At 36.6% G+C, this 19,163-nt stretch carries 15 protein-coding genes; 5 read left to right on the top strand and 10 right to left on the bottom strand.

Annotated features, from left to right (window positions below; all coding sequences use genetic code 11):
• Window positions 1–16: 16 nt before the first annotated feature.
• The 9 genes from H033_RS0106535 to H033_RS0106490 all read right to left on the bottom strand — a co-directional run bounded on the left by H033_RS0106535 (window position 17) and on the right by H033_RS0106490 (window position 9,277).
• The gene (locus tag H033_RS0106535) at window positions 17–985 is read right to left on the bottom strand and encodes an L-histidine N(alpha)-methyltransferase (protein WP_026837575.1); all 969 of its coding nucleotides are present in this window, start codon (window positions 983–985) and stop codon (window positions 17–19) included.
• Window positions 986–1,000: 15 nt separating this feature from the next.
• Window positions 1,001–2,167 carry an ergothioneine biosynthesis protein EgtB gene (gene egtB / locus H033_RS0106530; protein ID WP_026837574.1) on the bottom strand — a complete coding sequence of 389 codons (1,167 nt, stop codon included), beginning with the start codon at window positions 2,165–2,167 and terminating at the stop codon, window positions 1,001–1,003.
• 182 nt (window positions 2,168–2,349) lie between these two features.
• On the bottom strand, window positions 2,350–2,766 hold the full coding sequence (locus H033_RS0106520) for an energy transducer TonB (RefSeq protein ID WP_026837573.1): 417 nt from the start codon (window positions 2,764–2,766) through the stop codon (window positions 2,350–2,352).
• Window positions 2,767–2,844: 78 nt separating this feature from the next.
• Complete coding sequence (locus H033_RS0106515; RefSeq protein ID WP_026837572.1) at window positions 2,845–3,669, bottom strand: thymidylate synthase; 825 nt, start codon at window positions 3,667–3,669, stop codon at window positions 2,845–2,847.
• Window positions 3,670–3,972: 303 nt separating this feature from the next.
• The gene (locus H033_RS0106510; RefSeq protein ID WP_026837571.1) at window positions 3,973–4,947 is read right to left on the bottom strand and encodes a YihY/virulence factor BrkB family protein; all 975 of its coding nucleotides are present in this window, start codon (window positions 4,945–4,947) and stop codon (window positions 3,973–3,975) included.
• A gap of 127 nt (window positions 4,948–5,074) precedes the next feature.
• Window positions 5,075–6,778, bottom strand: a complete 1,704-nt coding sequence (locus H033_RS0106505) for a NupC/NupG family nucleoside CNT transporter (RefSeq protein WP_026837570.1) — start codon at window positions 6,776–6,778, stop codon at window positions 5,075–5,077.
• 10 nt (window positions 6,779–6,788) lie between these two features.
• Complete coding sequence (locus H033_RS0106500; RefSeq protein ID WP_026837569.1) at window positions 6,789–7,403, bottom strand: bifunctional nuclease family protein; 615 nt, start codon at window positions 7,401–7,403, stop codon at window positions 6,789–6,791.
• 84 nt (window positions 7,404–7,487) lie between these two features.
• Complete coding sequence (locus tag H033_RS0106495) at window positions 7,488–8,456, bottom strand: electron transfer flavoprotein subunit alpha/FixB family protein (protein ID WP_026837568.1); 969 nt, start codon at window positions 8,454–8,456, stop codon at window positions 7,488–7,490.
• A gap of 74 nt (window positions 8,457–8,530) precedes the next feature.
• Window positions 8,531–9,277 (bottom strand): electron transfer flavoprotein subunit beta/FixA family protein, encoded by a 747-nt coding sequence (locus H033_RS0106490; RefSeq protein WP_026837567.1) that lies wholly within the window; start codon window positions 9,275–9,277, stop codon window positions 8,531–8,533.
• 173 nt (window positions 9,278–9,450) lie between these two features.
• Here H033_RS0106490 and H033_RS0106485 point away from each other — a divergent pair, with 173 nt between their 5' ends.
• The 5 genes from H033_RS0106485 to dinB all read left to right on the top strand — a co-directional run bounded on the left by H033_RS0106485 (window position 9,451) and on the right by dinB (window position 17,536).
• Complete coding sequence (locus H033_RS0106485) at window positions 9,451–10,428, top strand: pyruvate dehydrogenase complex E1 component subunit beta (RefSeq protein WP_026837566.1); 978 nt, start codon at window positions 9,451–9,453, stop codon at window positions 10,426–10,428.
• 59 nt (window positions 10,429–10,487) lie between these two features.
• The gene (locus tag H033_RS0106480) at window positions 10,488–12,977 is read left to right on the top strand and encodes a DUF5686 and carboxypeptidase-like regulatory domain-containing protein (RefSeq protein WP_026837565.1); all 2,490 of its coding nucleotides are present in this window, start codon (window positions 10,488–10,490) and stop codon (window positions 12,975–12,977) included.
• Window positions 12,978–13,043: 66 nt separating this feature from the next.
• Window positions 13,044–13,556, top strand: coding sequence for an inorganic diphosphatase (locus H033_RS0106475; protein WP_026837564.1), 513 nt, complete (start codon window positions 13,044–13,046; stop codon window positions 13,554–13,556).
• Window positions 13,557–13,676: 120 nt separating this feature from the next.
• The gene (locus H033_RS0106470) at window positions 13,677–16,070 is read left to right on the top strand and encodes a sodium-translocating pyrophosphatase (RefSeq protein ID WP_026837563.1); all 2,394 of its coding nucleotides are present in this window, start codon (window positions 13,677–13,679) and stop codon (window positions 16,068–16,070) included.
• Between the two features lie 251 nt (window positions 16,071–16,321).
• Window positions 16,322–17,536, top strand: coding sequence for a DNA polymerase IV (gene dinB / locus H033_RS0106465; RefSeq protein WP_026837562.1), 1,215 nt, complete (start codon window positions 16,322–16,324; stop codon window positions 17,534–17,536).
• 91 nt (window positions 17,537–17,627) lie between these two features.
• Here dinB and H033_RS19740 read toward each other — a convergent pair whose 3' ends face one another.
• On the bottom strand, window positions 17,628–19,022 hold the full coding sequence (locus tag H033_RS19740; protein ID WP_051227822.1) for an IS4 family transposase: 1,395 nt from the start codon (window positions 19,020–19,022) through the stop codon (window positions 17,628–17,630).
• Window positions 19,023–19,163 lie beyond the last annotated feature (141 nt).

Genomic DNA, 19,163 nt, shown 5'->3' with positions numbered 1-19,163 from the left:
ATTCTAATTCAAAAATTTACTTTTTTCTGAAAATATAATTCTTGTAAAAATCTTTTTCATCTGCAAAAGAATCAGTAACCTTAAGTTCTGCCTGGCTGGCAAGCCACTCCACGATCATATCATCATATTTTTGGGAGATCTCGGTGTGTATACTTTCCCAAGCCTCAAAATTCACTTTAAGAGCTAGATTATTAATAGTTACCTTCTGCTTTTCTTTACTAATTAAAAAGCTCTTAGCAGTACCGGTTTCAGGATTATAAGTTTCCCAGTGAAAAAAGGATTCAAGATCAAAATTCCCATCCAATTCGCTATTTATTCTTTCTAATACATTCTTATTAAAAGCCTCAGTAACACCCGTTGGGTCATTATAGGCGTCTAAAATAGTTTGAGGATTCTTCTTCTGATCGAAGCCCATAAAAAGCATGTCATCTGGACTCATAGCCTCTTGTATCTGTTTCAGGAAATCTATTGCATCCTTATGAAGGAGGTTTCCAATATTAGACCCTAAGACTAGGATGACTTTTTTTCGGGAGTTATAATCGGATAAACGCCCTAAGGTTTTAAAATAGGTTCCTTGTTGAGGTTTCACAGAAAGAGATGGCAGTTCTTTTTTAAGAGATTCCTCTAATTCATCTAATGCATTCTGGCTGATATCTACAGGCAAATAATCGAAATCTATCTTTTTATCTGTGAGATATCTCAATAATAATTTGGTCTTCTTTCCATCCCCTGCTCCAAGTTCAATAAGATCGAAACCATTAGATCCCGTAAATGCATCAGCAATTTCCTGAGTATTGGTTGCTAAAATATTATACTCACAATTAGTGAGATAATATTCCGGCAAATTCATGATGTCCTGAAATAACTTATCCCCTTTTTTGTCGTAAAAATATTTAGACGATAAATGCTTTGGATAACTAGTTAAACCAGAATATATATCTTCCTCGAAAGCAGAAGTGAAGCGCGTTTTTGTGTTATTTTTCATGTATTAGAAGTTGAATTATTTGGCCAGTCTTACACCGGTAAATTGCCATCTTAAATGTGGGTGAAAAAAGTTTCTGTAGGTAGCACGAGTATGATTTGCAGAAGTAGCAACAGATCCTCCCCGAAGCACTTTTTGATTTACCATAAATTTACCGTTGTATTCTCCCAAAGCACCATCTGCTTTTTTATAATTAGGATATGGATTATAAGAGCTTTCTGTCCATTCCCAGCGGCTTCCCCATTTGAATTTCTCTTGTGCAACTTCCCATTCAAATTCTGTAGGTAATCGCATACTTTTCCACTGCGCAAAAGCAAAGGCTTCATAATAGGAAATATGGACTAAAGGAGCCTCAAGATCTAAATCTTGTAATCCACTTAAGGTATATTGTTTCCAACTACCATCTACATAATGCCAATAAGAAGGAGCTGAAATTTTTTCTATATTTATCCAATCCCAAGCCTCCGCGTGCCATAATAACACATCTTGATAGCCTTTATCTTTTATAAATTCTAAATATTCTCCATTAGTGACCAATTTATTAGAGAGTTGAAATTGATTCAAATAGACCTTATGTCTACCTATTTCATTATCATAAAAGAAGGAATCTCCCTCATGCCCTATTTCATAAACACCTTCAGGAATAGTTATCCATTCTTGCTGAAATTCCTGTACAGAATTTTCTTCAAAAGTCTCCTTATAAATAGGCAATAATGGGTTGTTTCCTAGAATGTACTTAATATCTGTTAGCAATAATTCTTGATGCTGCTTTTCGTGATGGCAACCTATTTCCATCACATCCAAAAGCTCTTCTGAAAAATTTGTAGAATTATTAAAAAGAGCTGAAATAGCTTTGGTCACATAAGAACGGTATTCATAAATCCAAGCTACTGTTGGGCGAGATAAATTCCCCCTATCGGTTCTCACCACCTTATCCCCTACACTTTCGTAATAACTATTAAAAACGAAAGCAGAATTTTCATCAAACAACTTATAGTCTTTCTGATATTTCTTCAGAACAAATTCTTCAAAAAACCAAGTAGTATGACCTAAATGCCATTTTGGAGGCGAGACATCTACTATAGGCTGCACCACATAATCCTCAATTTCCAAGGGAGCACAAATAATTTCGGTTTGCGTTCTTGTTTCAGTAAAAAGTTGAAATAAATTTTCTTTTGAGATCATAGGTCAGATGGTAACATAAGGCTACCATCCAAAGTTACAATTTTTTAGGAATGAGTGAAATCAATGTGAGTTAAGGAGAAGTTAAAGTCAGATGCCTCATCGCGCGTTGATGAGAGATAAATTCAAAAAAACCAATTTACAAGCTAAGCTGATGTTTTTTATTGGAAAAGCTCAAAGAGGTACTAAAAATTAAACGGCATCTTATATTTGACTTCGATTTTTTTTCCGCCTCTATTCCCAGGTTTCATAACAGGAAATAATTTAGTGATACGCACAGCCTCTTGATTCACCAATTTCTCAGAGCCTTCAGCAGAAACTTTGCATACTTTTCCGTTTACATCTATATAAAATGTGATTACAGATTTTCCTCTAACGATCTTTCCGTTAGCATCCTTTGGATATTTAAAGTTAGATTTAACATGCTTGGCAAGTTGCTTATTAAAGCAATCCTCTGCAGAAAGTTCACTCTTCTCACAGCCAGGCCAAACCGAACCAATATCTTTCATAGTGATGGTGTTTCCTTTAACTGTAACTCCTTCTTGGGCTTGGGAAGCTGTGGTAAACAAAATTAATGCGGCAATAAAAAGTAAATTTTTCATAAGTAGGTATTTTTAAATCCGAGTAACAATCACCTTATTTTTTGGGCAGGCCTCAATAGATTAAACCCTCGATGAGGGTTAAACCGCAACTTTTCCTTTTATGTGAGGATGCGGATCATAATTTTCAAGGCTGAAATCTTCAAACTTGAAATCAAAAATATCTTTCACTTCGGGATTGATTCTAATTTGGGGTAAGGCTCTTAGATCTCTGCTTAACTGAAGTTCCAGCTGCTCGATATGATTATTATAAATATGAGCGTCACCAAAGGTATGAATAAAATCCCCGGCTTCGTAACCACAAACTTGCGCTACCATCATTGTAAACAAAGCGTAGGAAGCAATATTAAAAGGAACTCCAAGAAAAATATCGGCACTGCGCTGATAAAGCTGACAAGATAACTTGCCATCTGCCACATAAAATTGAAAAAATGCATGACAGGGTGGTAAAGCTGCTTTCCCGTTAGCAACATTTTCTGAAAAAGATTTAGATGTATCTGGCAAAACCGAAGGATTCCAAGCAGAAACTAACATTCTTCGACTATTCGGATTATTTTTTAAAGTAGCTATTAATTCCTTGATCTGGTCTATATCTTCATTATCCCAGTTCCGCCATTGGTGACCATACACTGGTCCAAGATCTCCATTCTCATCGGCCCAATCATTCCATATTCGAACTCCATTTTCCTTTAAATACTCAATATTGGTATCCCCATTTAAGAACCAAAGCAATTCATAAACAATAGATTTAAGATGGAGTTTCTTGGTTGTCACCATTGGAAATCCTTTACTTAGGTCAAATCGCATCTGGTATCCAAACACGCTTTTTGTACCTGTTCCTGTTCTATCTCCTTTTTGAGTTCCGTTTTCTAAAACATGTTTTACCAAGTCTTGATATTGTTGCATAATCTACACTTTTTAAGATCCGCCTAAATTACTGAATTGATTAGATTTTCAAATTTAGATTTGCCTTAGAATTATGAATAGTTATTAACGCCCCAATTAAAACTGGTTGTAAGTATCGAAAATAAAATTTCTAAACTTTTGTTAATTAAAAAAGCATAAAGTAAGACTTAGGGCTTTGCTTTAGGTACGGCCGTTTTTATATGATTTATAATCCCTTTTGAGAACCTTACTCCTTTCGTAAAAACATTTTTTCAGAAGATAAGTAAGAGTAAATAACTAAAGATAGTCTCGTAATATTATAAGCTAATCCTCTTCAGTATTCTTGGCATGATGATCCGCATGATATGCTCCCCTTTCTCCCATCGGTTTTTGCTCGCCTACCGTTGTATCGAACATAGTTTGGTGCTCTATTTCTGAATTTATTTCTGCACCCATTAATACGATAAAAGCGGTTAGGAATAACCATAGCATGAGTATAATAACGGCAGCAAAACTGCCATAGAGATCATCGTAACTACCAAAGTTTTTAACATACCATGAAAACAGAAGGGAGCCTGCTAACCAGAATATAGTTCCTAAAATCGCGCCTGGGCTCACCCACGCAAATCTTGGATTGGAGCGGTTCGGTGCAATTTTGTAAACCATACTTAAACTTAGAATAAGAATAATACCAAGGACAACCCATCGGGACCACCCCAGAATACCCTCTATTTGCTTTGGCAATCCTACTTTTTCAATTAGAATTGGAAAGAAAATTATAAACAATAAACTAATCAATCCCAATACCACTGCTCCAAGAGTAAAGATTAGCGTAATAAGGTTCTTTTTGATAATATTCCTTTGATCCAGCTCATTATAGGCAATATTTACCCCTTCAAAAAGAGCGTTGGTTCCTCTGTTGGCACTCCATAAACTTATTGCTATACTAACGGTTAATCCCCAGCCAATTTCCTTTTTAGATTGCTCCAATACAGGTTGCAGAATATTGATAATCATTCCATAGGCCTGTTCAGGCAAGATTGTACTGAGTCTTGAAATTTGTTCCTGAATTTGTGAAGTTTCTAAAACCAGGCTATAAACCGAAATGGCTGCAACAATAGTTGGAAATAATGCCAAGAAAAAATAGAAAGCTACCCCGGCAGACACTATCTGAACATGATCTCTCTTTATCTCGGAAAATACCCTTTTCCCAATATCTAGCCACCCGGCAAGCGGAATATGATGTGGCTTTTCAGCTTCATACCCCCTATTTTTTATTTTCTTTTCCTTTTTTTCCATAGATATAAATATTTATACTGAATCGATAAATCCAATTATAAAATAACATGGTTTAAGATAGAAATAAATAAAGCTATAAAGAAAATGAAATTATAAATTTTTCTAAAACTTACTGTAATTTATGATTTTACCCAATAATCATCCCGGCAATAGTTGCCGATAAAAGCGATGCAATGGTTCCACCTAGTAAGGCTTTCATACCAAATTCTGAAAGCACCTTTCGCTGTCCTGGGGCTAAAGATCCAATTCCTCCAATTTGGATTCCAATGGAAGCAAAATTAGCAAATCCACAAAGCATATAAGTAGCCATGATCACCGATTTTTCATAGTTTAAACTCAAGGCATTCATTGGATTCTTAAGATCTGCCAACTGTATATAACCTACAAATTCACTGGCCGCTAGCTTAATTCCAAGCAATTGCCCCATAAGCATCATATCTTCCTTTGCAACCCCAATAAGCCACATTAAAGGAGCGAAAATGGTTCCAAGTATAGATTCTAAAGAGAACTTATCATAAGGAGTATAATCTGCCATTACCGAGTTAAGAGTAGTAATTCCCCCAATCCAACCTAGCAGGTAGTTTATCATAGCTATAAAAGCAATAAACACTAGTAACATAGCAGCCACGTTTGCAGCAAGTTTAAGACCTTCTGTAGTTCCATTTGCGATTGCATCTAAAATATTAGATCCAATTTTTTCTGAAGAAACCTCCACATTTGTATTAATAGCTTCAATTTGAGGATATAATATCTTGGAAATCACAATAGCTCCTGGCGCTGCCATTACAGAAGCTGCCAGTAAATGTGTTGCGAATTGTAGTCTAAGTTCAGGATCATTTCCCCCCAGAAAACCTATATAAGCTGCCAGCACTCCACCTGCAACAGTAGCCATACCACCAATCATAACCAGCAACATTTCTGAACGGTTCATTCGTTCCAAATATGCTTTGATCATTAAAGGAGCTTCGGTTTGTCCTAAAAAGATGTTTCCGGCAACACTCAAACTTTCAGCTCCGGAAATCCCCATGATTCTGGTTAGCACCTTAGCCATTCCTTTTACTACAATTTGAATAATTCCTAAGTAAAACAATACTGAAGTTAATGCCGAAAAGAATATGATTGTTGGTAATACTTGGAATAAAAATATAAATCCAAAACTATCTATATCCATCATTCCACCTAATAAGAACTCACTTCCAGCTCTTGTAAAATCAAGGATCAATACAAAGATCCCACCAACAAATTCGAATATATTTTTTACCAATGTGATTTTTAAAACTCCAATTGCGAGTAACATCTGTGCTCCTAATCCAATAAGAACTGTCTTCCAGTTAATAGATCTTCTGCTGCTGCTAAATAAGAAAGCAATTAGCAATAGCGAAGCCATTCCTAAAAGACCTCTAGAAACACTTTTAAAAGAGATCCCGGCACTAGGAATCATTTGTTTATCTGTACTAACAGGGATAACCTCTTCTATTAACAAAGGGGTTTCACTAAATGTATAAGTGTTTGAGTTATCTGATAACTGAAGAGAGCCTTCAGTTAATTCAGCTATTCTAAATTTCTTTATAGAATCTCCGGCAGGTTGATTATAAAAGAAAACCAACAGATTATTTTGGTACAAATAATCTCCTTGTGCTTTTATCTCTTCTTCAGAATTAATGGTAAAACGCCCATCTTGAAGGGTCATTTTATCATCAGATGCGAATCCAGAAAGAGTTTGAGTACTATCTTTTACAGACTGAAATGTCCAGGATTTTGAAATTGTTTGGGAATGGGCAGTAATAATTCCGAATAAAACAAAGAACAGGCAACACCAGTATTTCTTCATAAATAACTACTTATTTTCTTTTGGAGATCTCATCTCTAATTCTGGCCGCCTTTTCATAATCTTCGCTTTTAACTGCTTGAGTGAGTAGATCTTCAAGTTCAATCAAGGACATTTTTTTATAATCTGAGCCTTCAGGCTCAATATTTTCTGAAAGTATATCATCTATTTCTGCTTGTTCTTTTGCTGTAGATGGAGTTAAGGATCCAGATTCTCCTTTCAAGAATATTCCTGCTTTATCCAAGATGTTTTTATAAGTAAAAATTGGGGCATCAAACCTTAAGGCCAACGCAATAGCATCACTAGTACGGGCATCTATAACCTCTTCAATTTTATCTCTTTCACAAATTAAGCTAGAATAAAACACACCATCCACTAATTTGTGAATGATCACTTGTTTAATATTGATCGTATATCTGTCGCAAAAGTTCTTGAATAGATCGTGTGTAAGAGGTCGCGGAGGTTTGATTTCCTTTTCTAGCGCAATGGCTATAGACTGTGCCTCAAAGGCTCCAATAACGATAGGGAGTTTTCTATCCCCGCCCACTTCACTTAAAATAAGTGCATAGGCGCCGTTTTGGGTTTGACTGTAAGATATTCCTTTTATATTAAGGCGTATTAGGCTCATATACCAATAATTGAAAAGGGCTTTCTAAATAAGGACAAAATACCAGATTTAGAAAGCCCTTTTAATGCTCGCAAGTTAAAAAAATTATGCGTTTTTAGCTTTAAATTCTTTTAGTTTTTCATTTAGCTTCGGTACAATTTCAAAGGCATCACCAACAACTCCATAATCTGCAGCCTTAAAAAATGGCGCTTCCGGATCATTATTGATAACAACTTTCACTTTAGAAGAGTTAATACCTGCCAAATGTTGGATAGCACCAGAAATTCCAATTGCTATATATAAGTTTGAAGCAACAGGCTTCCCTGTTTGCCCAACGTGCTCACTATGAGGTCTCCAACCCAAATCACTCACCGGCTTAGAACATGCTGTTGCAGCACCTAATGTTTCAGCAAGATCTTCGATCATTCCCCAGTTCTCTGGACCTTTAAGCCCTCTACCGCCAGAAACCACAATCTCTGCATCTGCAATAGTCACTTTATCTTTTGCTTTATCTACATTGGTAACATTTACTGAAAAATCTTCTTCAGATAAATTTGGAGAAAAATCTTCTGCAGTTGCTGCTCCTTCAACTTCTTTTAAACCGAAGGCATTTTTAGAAACTCCTACTACCTTAATATCTGTACTTATTTTTGTGAAATTGAATGCTTTATTTGTAAAAGCTGTTCTCTTCACAACAAAAGGGCTAGCACTTTCTGGAATAGAAACTACGTTAGACGCATATCCAGCATTTAAATGCACTGCTAAAAGTGGCGCTAGGTATTTAGTGTCTGCACTCTGACTTACAACTACCACTTTAGAGTCTTCCTTGTCTGCTGCTTGCTTTAATGCATCGGCATAAGCTTCGGCATTAAAGTCTTTTAATTTTGAATTATTGATCTTCAAAACCTTGTCTACTCCGTAAGTTCCAAGTTCCGAAACATCTTCAGCATTAAATGTTACTCCTGTTACAGTAGTCCCAAGCATTTGAGCAACTTCTTTTGCATAGGAAGCTACTTCTAATGATGCTTTTTTAAACTTTCCTTCTTCTGATTCTATATAAGCTAAAACTGACATGTTTTTTATTTTTATTTGTTGTGGATATTAAATCTTTAACTCATTTCGGCTTTTCTGAAGCCTTCCATATGTAACTAAATCACTTTAGCTTCATTATGAAGTAATTCGATCAATTCATCTAAATTATCCGATTCTACTAATTTAACAGCACCTTTAGGAGCAGGTTTTTCGAACTTCTCAACTTCAGTTTGGGCTGTAACATCTACAGGCTCTACAACATTTAAAGGTTTCTTTCTAGCCATCATAATTCCTCTCATATTAGGAATTCTTAGATCACTTTCTTCAACCAAACCTTTTTGTCCACCAATAACTAATGGTAATTTAGCGGTAACACTTTCTTTTCCACCGTCAATTTCTCTAACCGCTTTTGCTTCGGTTCCTTCAATTTCAAGTCCGATACAAGTGTTTACAAAATTAGCTTTTAACAAAGCAGCTAACATCCCAGGAACCATCCCTCCGTTGTAATCTATAGACTCACGTCCTGCAATAATAAGATCATATTCACCTTCTTTTGCAACGTTCGCCAGTTGTTTAGCAACTTGAAAACCGTCTGTAGCTGGCGTGTTCACTCTAATTGCATTATCTGCACCAATAGCCAAAGCTTTACGTAAAGTCGGCTCAGTCTCAGCACCGCCAACATTTATTACGTCTACAGTTGCTCCTTGTTTTTCTTTGAACCACATTGCACGGGTAAGACCAAATTCATCATTCGGATTAATTACAAACTGTACTCCATTAGTATCAAACTGAGTATTATTATCTGTAAAGTTAATCTTCGAAGTAGTGTCTGGCACGTGACTTATACACACTAATATTTTCATCTATATTTTCTTTTTAAATAATTTTTTTATCGTGATCACGAAGATAGGGAAATTTATACAGAATTTACTATGCATGCATAACAAATATTTTAGCGGTTAGATGCGCTATAAACTTTTACAATTACTATTTTTGTTTTTTCAAAGCGATACATTTAACAGTATAGATATATAGAATGAAAACAATTCAATTCAGAGAAGCGATTCAGCAGGCCATGAGCGAGGAGATGCGCAAAGACGATACTATTTACTTAATGGGTGAAGAAGTGGCAGAATATAATGGGGCTTACAAAGCATCTAAAGGAATGTTGGATGAATTTGGACCAGATCGCGTTATAGATACTCCTATTTCTGAACTTGGTTTCACCGGAATTGGTATTGGAAGTGCTATGAATGGAAATAGACCTATTATAGAGTTTATGACCTTCAACTTCGCGCTTGTAGGAATAGATCAAATTATCAACAACGCAGCTAAAATGCGCCAGATGAGTGGTGGGCAATTTAATATTCCAATCGTATTTAGAGGGCCAACGGGCTCTGCAGGGCAATTAGGAGCTACCCACTCTCAAGCTTTTGAAAGCTGGTTTGCAAACTGTCCAGGTTTGAAAGTAGTTGTACCTTCCAATCCTTACGATGCAAAAGGCTTATTAAAAGCGGCAATTCGCGACGACGATCCTGTGATCTTTATGGAAAGTGAGCAGATGTACGGAGATAAAGGAGAAGTGCCTGAAGAAGATTATATAGTTCCAATTGGAGTTGCAGATATTAAAAGAGAAGGAACCGATGTTACTATTGTATCTTTTGGAAAGATCATCAAGGAAGCCTACAAAGCAGCAGATGAATTAGAAAAAGATGGAATCTCATGTGAGATCATTGACTTGCGTACCGTAAGACCTTTGGATTATGATGCAATATACAAGTCGGTTAAAAAAACAAATAGATTAGTGATCTTGGAAGAAGCATGGCCGTTCGGAAATGTTGCTACAGAAATTACGTATCAAGTTCAGGAAAATGCATTCGATTACTTGGATGCCCCTATTATAAAAATCAATACGGCAGATACTCCAGCGCCTTATTCTCCAGTCTTATTAAAAAACTGGATACCGAATAGTGAAGATGTTGTTAAAGCTGTGAGAAAGGTGCTTTACAAGTAATCTTATAGACTTATCTTTGAAGCTTCATCTAAACGGTGAAGCTTTTTTTGTGCCCAACTATGAAACAATACCTTTTTTTTACCTGTATTTTATTCACTTTTTTTCAAGGATGGTCACAAACCAGAATTAGCGGAACTGTTGTAGATGAGACAGGTACTCCTATCCCTTTTGCGAATGTTATCTTTTTAAGTTCTTCTGAAGGGACTACCACTAAAGAGAATGGTGATTTCTACATAAAATCTGATCAAGATCAACCTAATGTAGAATTCTCCTATGTAGGATATGAGACTTTGCTAATACCCCTTGAAAAAGGAGATAATTTGAATCTCAAGATCGTTCTGAAAGAAATAACCGAATCTTTGGGTGAGGTAATGGTCTATCAAGGAAAAACTTCTAAAACCAATAATCCTGCTTTGGATATTCTTAGAAAGGTCTGGGAGAACAAAAGACAGAATGGTGTTAAGCAATTCGATCAATACGAATACAGGAAATATGAAAAACTGGAATTCGATCTTAATAAAATAGACAGCGCTTTAATTAATAGTCCCATTTTTAATGGAATGGAATTTATATTTAAAGATCTGGATACTAATAGCGTTACTGGAAAAACCTATTTACCTATTTTTCTTAATGAAGCTGTTTCTAAAATATATGGAGATAAAAAATCTGGTAAAATTAAAGAAAAACTTTTAGGAAATAAGAATTCCGGTTTTAGCAATAATCAGATTTTAATCTCTTCTGTAAAAGATATTTATTCTGAAATAGATATTTACGAGAATTACCTCAAATTTTTTGACAAGAGTTTTGTAAGTCCGCTTTCTACAACTGGAATAAACAATTACAATTATATTCTAACAGACAGCTCTTTTGTTGGCGACAAGTGGTGCTATAGAATAAGATATTATCCAAGGCGAAAAAATGAATTAACCTTTAAAGGAGACTTTTGGGTAAATGACACTACTTGGGCGGTGAAGAAGATCGATCTAGAAATGGCAGAAGACGCCAATGTAAACTGGGTAAAAGGGGTTTATATAGAACAAGAATTTGACGTTTTAAATGATTCTATTTTCTTAATTACTCGAGACTTTTTTCAGGTAGATTTCTCACTTAGAGACAAAGAGTCTGCACGAGGGATCTATGGAAAAAGAACGGTGCTTTATGATAATTATAATTTCAATAATAAAAAACCATTGAAATTTTACGATAACCGAGTTATAGATTTCAAGGAAGAAGTGTATAATCGAGATGATGAATTTTGGAAAAAGAATCGGCTAGAAGAATTAAATGGTGACGAAAGAGGTGTTTATAAAATGCTGGACACCCTGCAAACGGTTCCCGCTTTCAAGCGTTTATATAATTTAACTACTACCCTATCCACAGGATATATAGAATTAGATGGTTTCGATTACGGGCCTATATATGCCACATTAGGATTTAATGATGTAGAAGGCTGGAGAGTTAGAGGTGGCGGAAGAACCTATTTTGACCAGAATGACCCATGGAGAATTGAAGGATATGGAGCTTACGGTTTTAAGGATAAGAAATTCAAATACGGGATCGCAGCTAAAGTATTATTAGACAAAAAATTGAGGATAATTGCCACCGCCGGGAACAGGCGCGATATTGAGCAGTTGGGAACCAGTCTCACTAATACTACCGATGTGCTTGGTAGAAGTTTGGCTTCTTCCTCTTTGATAAATGTAGGTGATAATGATAAGTTAAGTTCCATTAATCTATCTGTAGCAAGCCTGGAAATTGAACCCATTAAAAATTTCACTTTTAGACTAGCTGGATCTTATAGGATCCTTAAGCCGGCATCACCAACTTTTAGTTTGGATTTTTACACAGATGATGCGCTTACACAAATAGATTCAGAAATAAATCAAACCGAAATTTCCACCATTTTCACTTATACCCCAAGAAGAGAAACCACTGGGTATGGGGTAGATAGAAATATTATTAATGGAGATGATTTTCCAACATTTTTCTTGAATTATACTCTGGGAGTAAAAGATATTTTTGAAAGTGATTTTAATTATAAAAAGATACAATTCTTTTATAATCAGCCGTTATTAGTAGGAGGCTTCGGAAGATCTAATGTTAGTTTAGAAACAGGAAAAACCTTTGGCGAAGTTCCACTGGGGCTATTGAGCGTAGTACCTGGAAATCAAACCTATTTCGCTTTATACAACAGTTTTTCACTGCTGAATTTCTACGAATTTGTTACAGATACTTATATAGCAGCACATTTGGAACACAACTTTAATGGAAGATTGTTTTCAAGGATTCCGGGCCTTCGTGACCTTAATTTAAGGGAGATCATTGGAATTCGTGGAGTTTACGGAGAAATTTCAGAAAAGAATAAAAACATAGATGCTTCTGGATTACCGCTTATTGCGCCAGATTCTGAACCTTATTGGGAATATAGTGTAGGTGTTGGGAATATTTTTAAGTTCCTGAGAATAGATGCTCATTTTAGAGGAAATTATTTCGATAATGAAGATGCAAGATCGTTTGGAGTAACCGCTTCATTTGGTTTTCATTTTTAATATGCTCTTTAAGAGTATAAATTACTATATTTGCCGCCTGAAAAATTTGAATAAAAAAGAAAGAAAATGTCAGAGACTTTTGATGTATTGATAGAGATCCCAAAAGGGAGTAGAAACAAATATGAGTATGATTTTGAATTGAAGAAAGTTCGGTACGACCGAATGATCTTTTCTTCTATGATGTACCCTGCAGATTACGGATTCATTCCAAACACATTAGCATTGGATAGCGATCCTTTAGATGTATTAGTATTGGTAGCAGAGCCTACTTTCCCTGGAATTGTAATGGAAGTAAAGCCAATTGGAGTTTTCCATATGGCAGATGAAAAAGGACCAGATGAAAAAATTATCTGTGTACCGGTTTCAGATCCTATCTGGAATAGATTGAATGATCTTGATGATGTGAATGGTCACTTATTAAAAGAGATCGAACATTTCTTTAAAGTATACAAAGACCTTGAGAAAAAGAAAGTAGATGTTGGGGGATGGGGAAATGCCGATGAAGCTAAAGAGATTATTAAGCAATGTATCGAACGATTTAAGAATTACGAAGGAGACAAAGACAGATTCGGCATATAACCGAATATTTTTTAATAAATATTGAATAATTAAAAGCGATGACCTTAAAAAGTTATCGCTTTTTTATTTATCATTGATTTAACTACATTAGCAGACATTAACTAATATTTAACTCTCTCTATGGAATCAATGATTATCTATGCCCCAATTGTTCTGGCTATCATAGGCCTTATTTATATGTGGATTAAGAGCTCCTGGGTCTTAAAACAAGACGCCGGAGACGGAAAAATGAAAGAAATTTCAGATCATATCTATGAAGGCGCACTAGCCTTTTTAAATGCCGAATATAAATTACTTGCCATTTTTGTAGTTATTGTGAGTGTTGCACTTGCTGTAGTTTCTTTTGTAGTACCGACTACGCACTGGTTAATTGTGATCGCTTTTATTTTCGGAGCATTTTTCTCTGCCTTGGCAGGAAATATGGGAATGAAAATAGCAACAAAGACAAACGTTAGAACTACACAAGCTGCCAAAACAAGTTTACCAAATGCTTTAAAAGTTTCTTTTGGCGGTGGAACTGTAATGGGCCTTGGGGTTGCAGGTCTAGCTGTATTAGGCTTAACAAGTTTCTTTATCTTTTTCTTTTGGTACTTTATGGGAGGCGAATGGACAAATACATTGGACATGACTATTGTATTGGAAACGCTAGCTGGATTCTCTCTTGGAGCTGAATCTATAGCCTTATTTGCCCGTGTTGGTGGAGGAATTTATACCAAAGCTGCCGATGTTGGCGCCGATCTAGTGGGAAAAGTGGAAGCAGGTATTCCTGAAGATGATCCTAGAAACCCAGCCACTATTGCAGATAACGTGGGAGACAATGTTGGTGATGTTGCCGGAATGGGAGCCGATCTTTTTGGGTCTTATGTAGCAACCGTTTTAGCAGCCATGGTTCTTGGGAATTATGTGATCAAGGATATGGGTGGAAGCATCGACGATGTTTTTGGCGGAATTGGCCCGGTATTATTACCAATGGCGATTGCTGGTGCAGGAATTATCATTTCTATGATTGGTACCATGTTAGTGAAAATAAGCAGTAATGATGCTAAGGAAGACCAGGTTATGCGTGCCTTGAACATCGGGAACTGGGTGTCTATAGCCTTAGTAGCAATAACATGTTATGTATTGGTAAAATGGATGCTTCCGGCAACTATGCAAATGGAATTCTTTGGAGAAGGTATTAAAGAAATTTCTTCAATGCGTGTATTTGGAGCTACCATCATCGGACTTATTGTAGGGGGAGCAATTTCTTCTGTAACAGAATATTATACAGGATTAGGTAAAAAACCAATTCTTAAGATCGTACAACAATCCAGTACTGGTGCAGGAACCAATATTATTGCAGGTTTAGCAACAGGGATGATCTCTACTTTTCCTTCAGTTTTATTGTTTGCTGCTGCTATCTGGTCTTCTTATGCTTTCGCAGGATTTTATGGAGTTGCATTAGCAGCATCAGCAATGATGGCTACAACCGCTATGCAATTAGCAATAGATGCCTTCGGACCGATATCTGATAATGCAGGTGGTATTGCCGAAATGAGTGAACAAGAACCAATAGTAAGAGAACGTACAGATATTTTAGATTCTGTTGGAAATACAACTGCCGCAACAGGAAAAGGTTTTGCAATTGCATCTGCAGCCTTAACTTCTTTAGCCTTATTTGCAGCCTATGTAACTTTTACAGGGATTGAAGGGATCAATATTTTTAAAGCTCCTGTTTTAGCAATGTTATTTGTTGGAGGAATGGTTCCCGTAGTATTTTCTGCCTTAGCAATGAATGCAGTTGGAAAAGCAGCCATGGAAATGGTTCAGGAAGTACGTAGACAGTTTAGAGAGATTCCTGGAATTATGGAAGGAACTGGAAAACCACAATATGATAAATGTGTGGCGATCTCTACAGAAGCTTCTCTAAGAGAAATGATGCTTCCAGGATTATTAACTATAGGTTTTCCTCTAGCGATCGCTTTTATCCCTATGATCTTCGGAATGAATAATTTGGCAATTGCTGAAATGTTAGGAGGTTATATGGCTGGAGTTACTGTGAGTGGTGTTCTTTGGGCTATTTTCCAGAACAATGCAGGTGGAGCTTGGGATAATGCTAAAAAATCTTTTGAAGCCGGAGTTTTAATTGATGGTGAGATGACCTATAAAGGATCTGATGCCCATAAAGCGGCTGTAACTGGTGACACTGTAGGAGATCCATTTAAAGATACTTCTGGTCCATCTATGAATATCTTGATAAAACTGACTTGTTTAATCGGTTTGGTAATAGCTCCAATATTAGGAGGACACACTCTTGATGATGTTAATTATTCAGCTGAAAATACTGAAATAATAAATGTTACTGATCTAGAAAATTCTGTAACTAAAGAAGTGGAAATTAGAATGACCACTGAAGGTGACGAAACTGTTGCAGAGGTTAGAATTACTACTATTGAAAATGGTAAGACTGATGTAAAAGTAAAAACCTACAGAGGAACTAAAGCTGAAGTTGAAGCAGAGTTGGAAAATATGTAATATTTATTCCTTTTTCATAAAAAACCCTCAAGGTATTCCTTGGGGGTTTTTCTTTTTATAATCTTCTAGATTCTCATTATTATATTTATAAAGGGGAATTTATTCTTTCAAATTTCTGCTATTCCCTACTTACACTACATCCTTCTATTAAAGATCAAAATCTTCTAGTTTTAACATTGGAATTATTCCAATATATTGGAATAATTCCATAATTTTGTAGTCATTCCCTACTAAGATGGAATGAATATAAAATGGCAAAAACAGTATTACATCTGGATCTGGACACCTTTTATGTTTCTGTAGAACGCCTAATAGACACTCGTTTACAGCATAGACCCTTATTGGTAGGAGGCACCAGCGACCGTGGAGTCGTAGCAGCCTGTAGTTATGAAACCAGAGCTTTTGGGGTGCATTCCGGAATGTCTATGAAACTCGCCAAGCAATTATGCCCCGAGGCTACTATTATAAGAGGAGACGCAAGTACTTACACCAAATATTCTAATGATGTAACCGATATAATAAGAAAAGATGTTCCGCTTTTTGAAAAATCAAGTATCGACGAATTCTATGCAGATCTCACCGGGATGGATCGCTTTTTTGGCTGTTATAAGTATTCCTCAGAATTACGTAAAAAGATTATTAGGGAAACAGGATTACCTATTTCCTTCGGACTTTCAGCAAATAAAATAGTTTCTAAAGTAGCCACTAATGAAGCAAAACCCAACAATCAATTAAAAATAGATTCAGGATTTGAAAAGGAATTCTTAGCTCCGCTTTCAGTTAAAAAAATACCTATGGTGGGTGATAAAACTTATCAAACCCTTCGGAATCTCGGAGTTCGGCATGTAAAAACAATACAAGAAATGCCGTTGGAAATGATCCAAAAAGTATTGGGAGCAAACGGCACCACCATCTGGCATAGGGCGCAAGGAATAGATAACACACCGGTTATTCCCTATTCTGAAAGAAAATCCATCTCCACCGAGCGCACTTTCGATCGGGATACTATAGATGTAGATAGATTATCTGCTATTTTAATAGCAATGACGGAAAATCTCGCATTTCAGTTACGCCGTGGCGATAAACTTACTTCCTGCATCTCGGTTAAAATAAGATATTCAGATTTTAATACCTATACCAAACAACTCAAGATCCCTTACACGAGTGCAGATCACATCTTAATTCCCAAGATTAAAGATCTATTTAAAAAACTCTATAACCGCCGCTTATTGGTGCGGCTTATTGGGATACGATTTAGTCATTTAGCAGGTGGAAATTACCAGATCAACTTGTTCGATGATAACGAAGAGATTTTGAGTTTATACAATGCTATGGATACTATTAGAATTAGGTATGGAGACCGAAGCGTATTAAGAGCGGCCTCTCTGGGAGCTAGGACCATTGGCCGGATGACCAATCCTTTTAATGGGGAACCACCGGTAGTGCTAGCGCACAGAAAGCAATAGAACCTTGCTTAAAAAGAGAAAGAAAAATTAAAAAGAGAAAGAAAAAATCAAGAACCTCGGGGCAAGCCCACGAGGTATGTCCCGATGGTTCCTATCGTGTGGACATATCTTTATGAATGGTCCACCCTTCCATTGCGGCTTTAAAATATTTCAATCCTATCCATAGGGTTGTTATACCTGGATGTCTTTTGCTTTCATACCCTTTCCAACCACCAAGTCTAGCTATCGCCCAAACATATCTTTTTAGCTCTTTTTTCTTATAGTGGTTTTTTTGTTTCTCTGTTTTACCTTCCAGACTTTTTATTTGGAGCTCTAAAAACTCTTGCTCTTCTTCTGTAAAACAGCTATCGGCGCTCATCTCTCTTTCTGGTTCTGCATACGCTAGACGCATTAGGAACAGTTTGATGACGACCTCCATTATCAATAAGCTTAGTTTTCTTACCGATGACCCATACTCCAGCTCTGACGCCTCAACATTGTATCCCTCTTTTTTTAATATTTTGAACACCTCTTCTATCGTCCATCTCCACTTATACCATTCCACGCACATTTCTGCCATTTCTATTGTCTGTATAGGCAAGGTTGTCAAGAGCCTCCAGCATATTTTATCGGGGCCAGTATAGTCAGCCTCTTTGGCCTCTACCAGATATAGTTTTATGCTGGATGCCACTCCTTTGCTTGTTGCGCTGGTTCTTTTGAGCTCCACCTCTTTATATCTGATTTCAATTTTTGCCGTCCTTTTTTTTCTTTTGGTCTTTGCACAGGCATCCACCTGTACCTCATAAAACCCTTGACAGGGTTGATCTTCCAGGCAACTGAATAATTTTGACCTATCTGCCAATGTTCTATCCACACGGGCTCTTATCAACAGATCTGTTTGTGCATCTGGTATGATTGCAAACTGTTCGTAAATATCCCCTTCTCTATCTTGTATGATCACCATTCCCTCTACCACATCCCGTAGTGAGGCCTGTGTGTTTTTGGACACCTCTATCCATTTATAGGATTCTTTTTCTTCTATGGGCAGTTTACCGTACTGTCTTTCATGCTTTGATTTGAACTCTAAGGGCCTGTTCCAAACTTTAATATCAGAATAGCCGTAGGGGGTACCAGTCACGGCATCCAAGACCAAACTTGGATGAATAAAGAATCCCAATCCTTGGGAGCCCTTTGCATTGGTAGTGCCCACAAAGCTATCTTTGTTGATCCTTTTACCATGGCTGCTTAAGTCGATTTCTGTGGTATCTTGGATACAGACAACGAATCTGCCGGCACATGCCGTCCGGCAATTATGAATCAAGTTTTCTATAATATCTTTTTCACTGACCCTGTCGTTCTGCAAAAAACGGTAAACCGCTTTTGCCTCTGATTCATTCCTGCTAATCTGACGGATTGAATGGACGCTCTTACTGAATAAATCCGATAAAATCTTATTGCCTCTATAAACTAAACGTTTATCCTCTAAGTCTGTGAATCCCCTTTTCATTTTATTAGCAAAACTATTATTAGTCAGCTAAAATATTAAAAAATTGTGTCCACACGATAGGATGGTTCGGGAGGAAAAATACTTTCAAAAATTCGAGGCAAGCCCGCCTGAATGTTTCGGGCAGGCCTCGGGGAATTAAAC

The sequence above is a fragment of the Gillisia sp. JM1 genome (assembly GCF_000424645.1).
Classification (GTDB): Bacteria; Bacteroidota; Bacteroidia; order Flavobacteriales; family Flavobacteriaceae; genus Gillisia.
The sequence above is the reverse complement of the archived record's forward strand: the minus strand, read 5'-3'. Positions and strand labels throughout refer to the sequence as shown.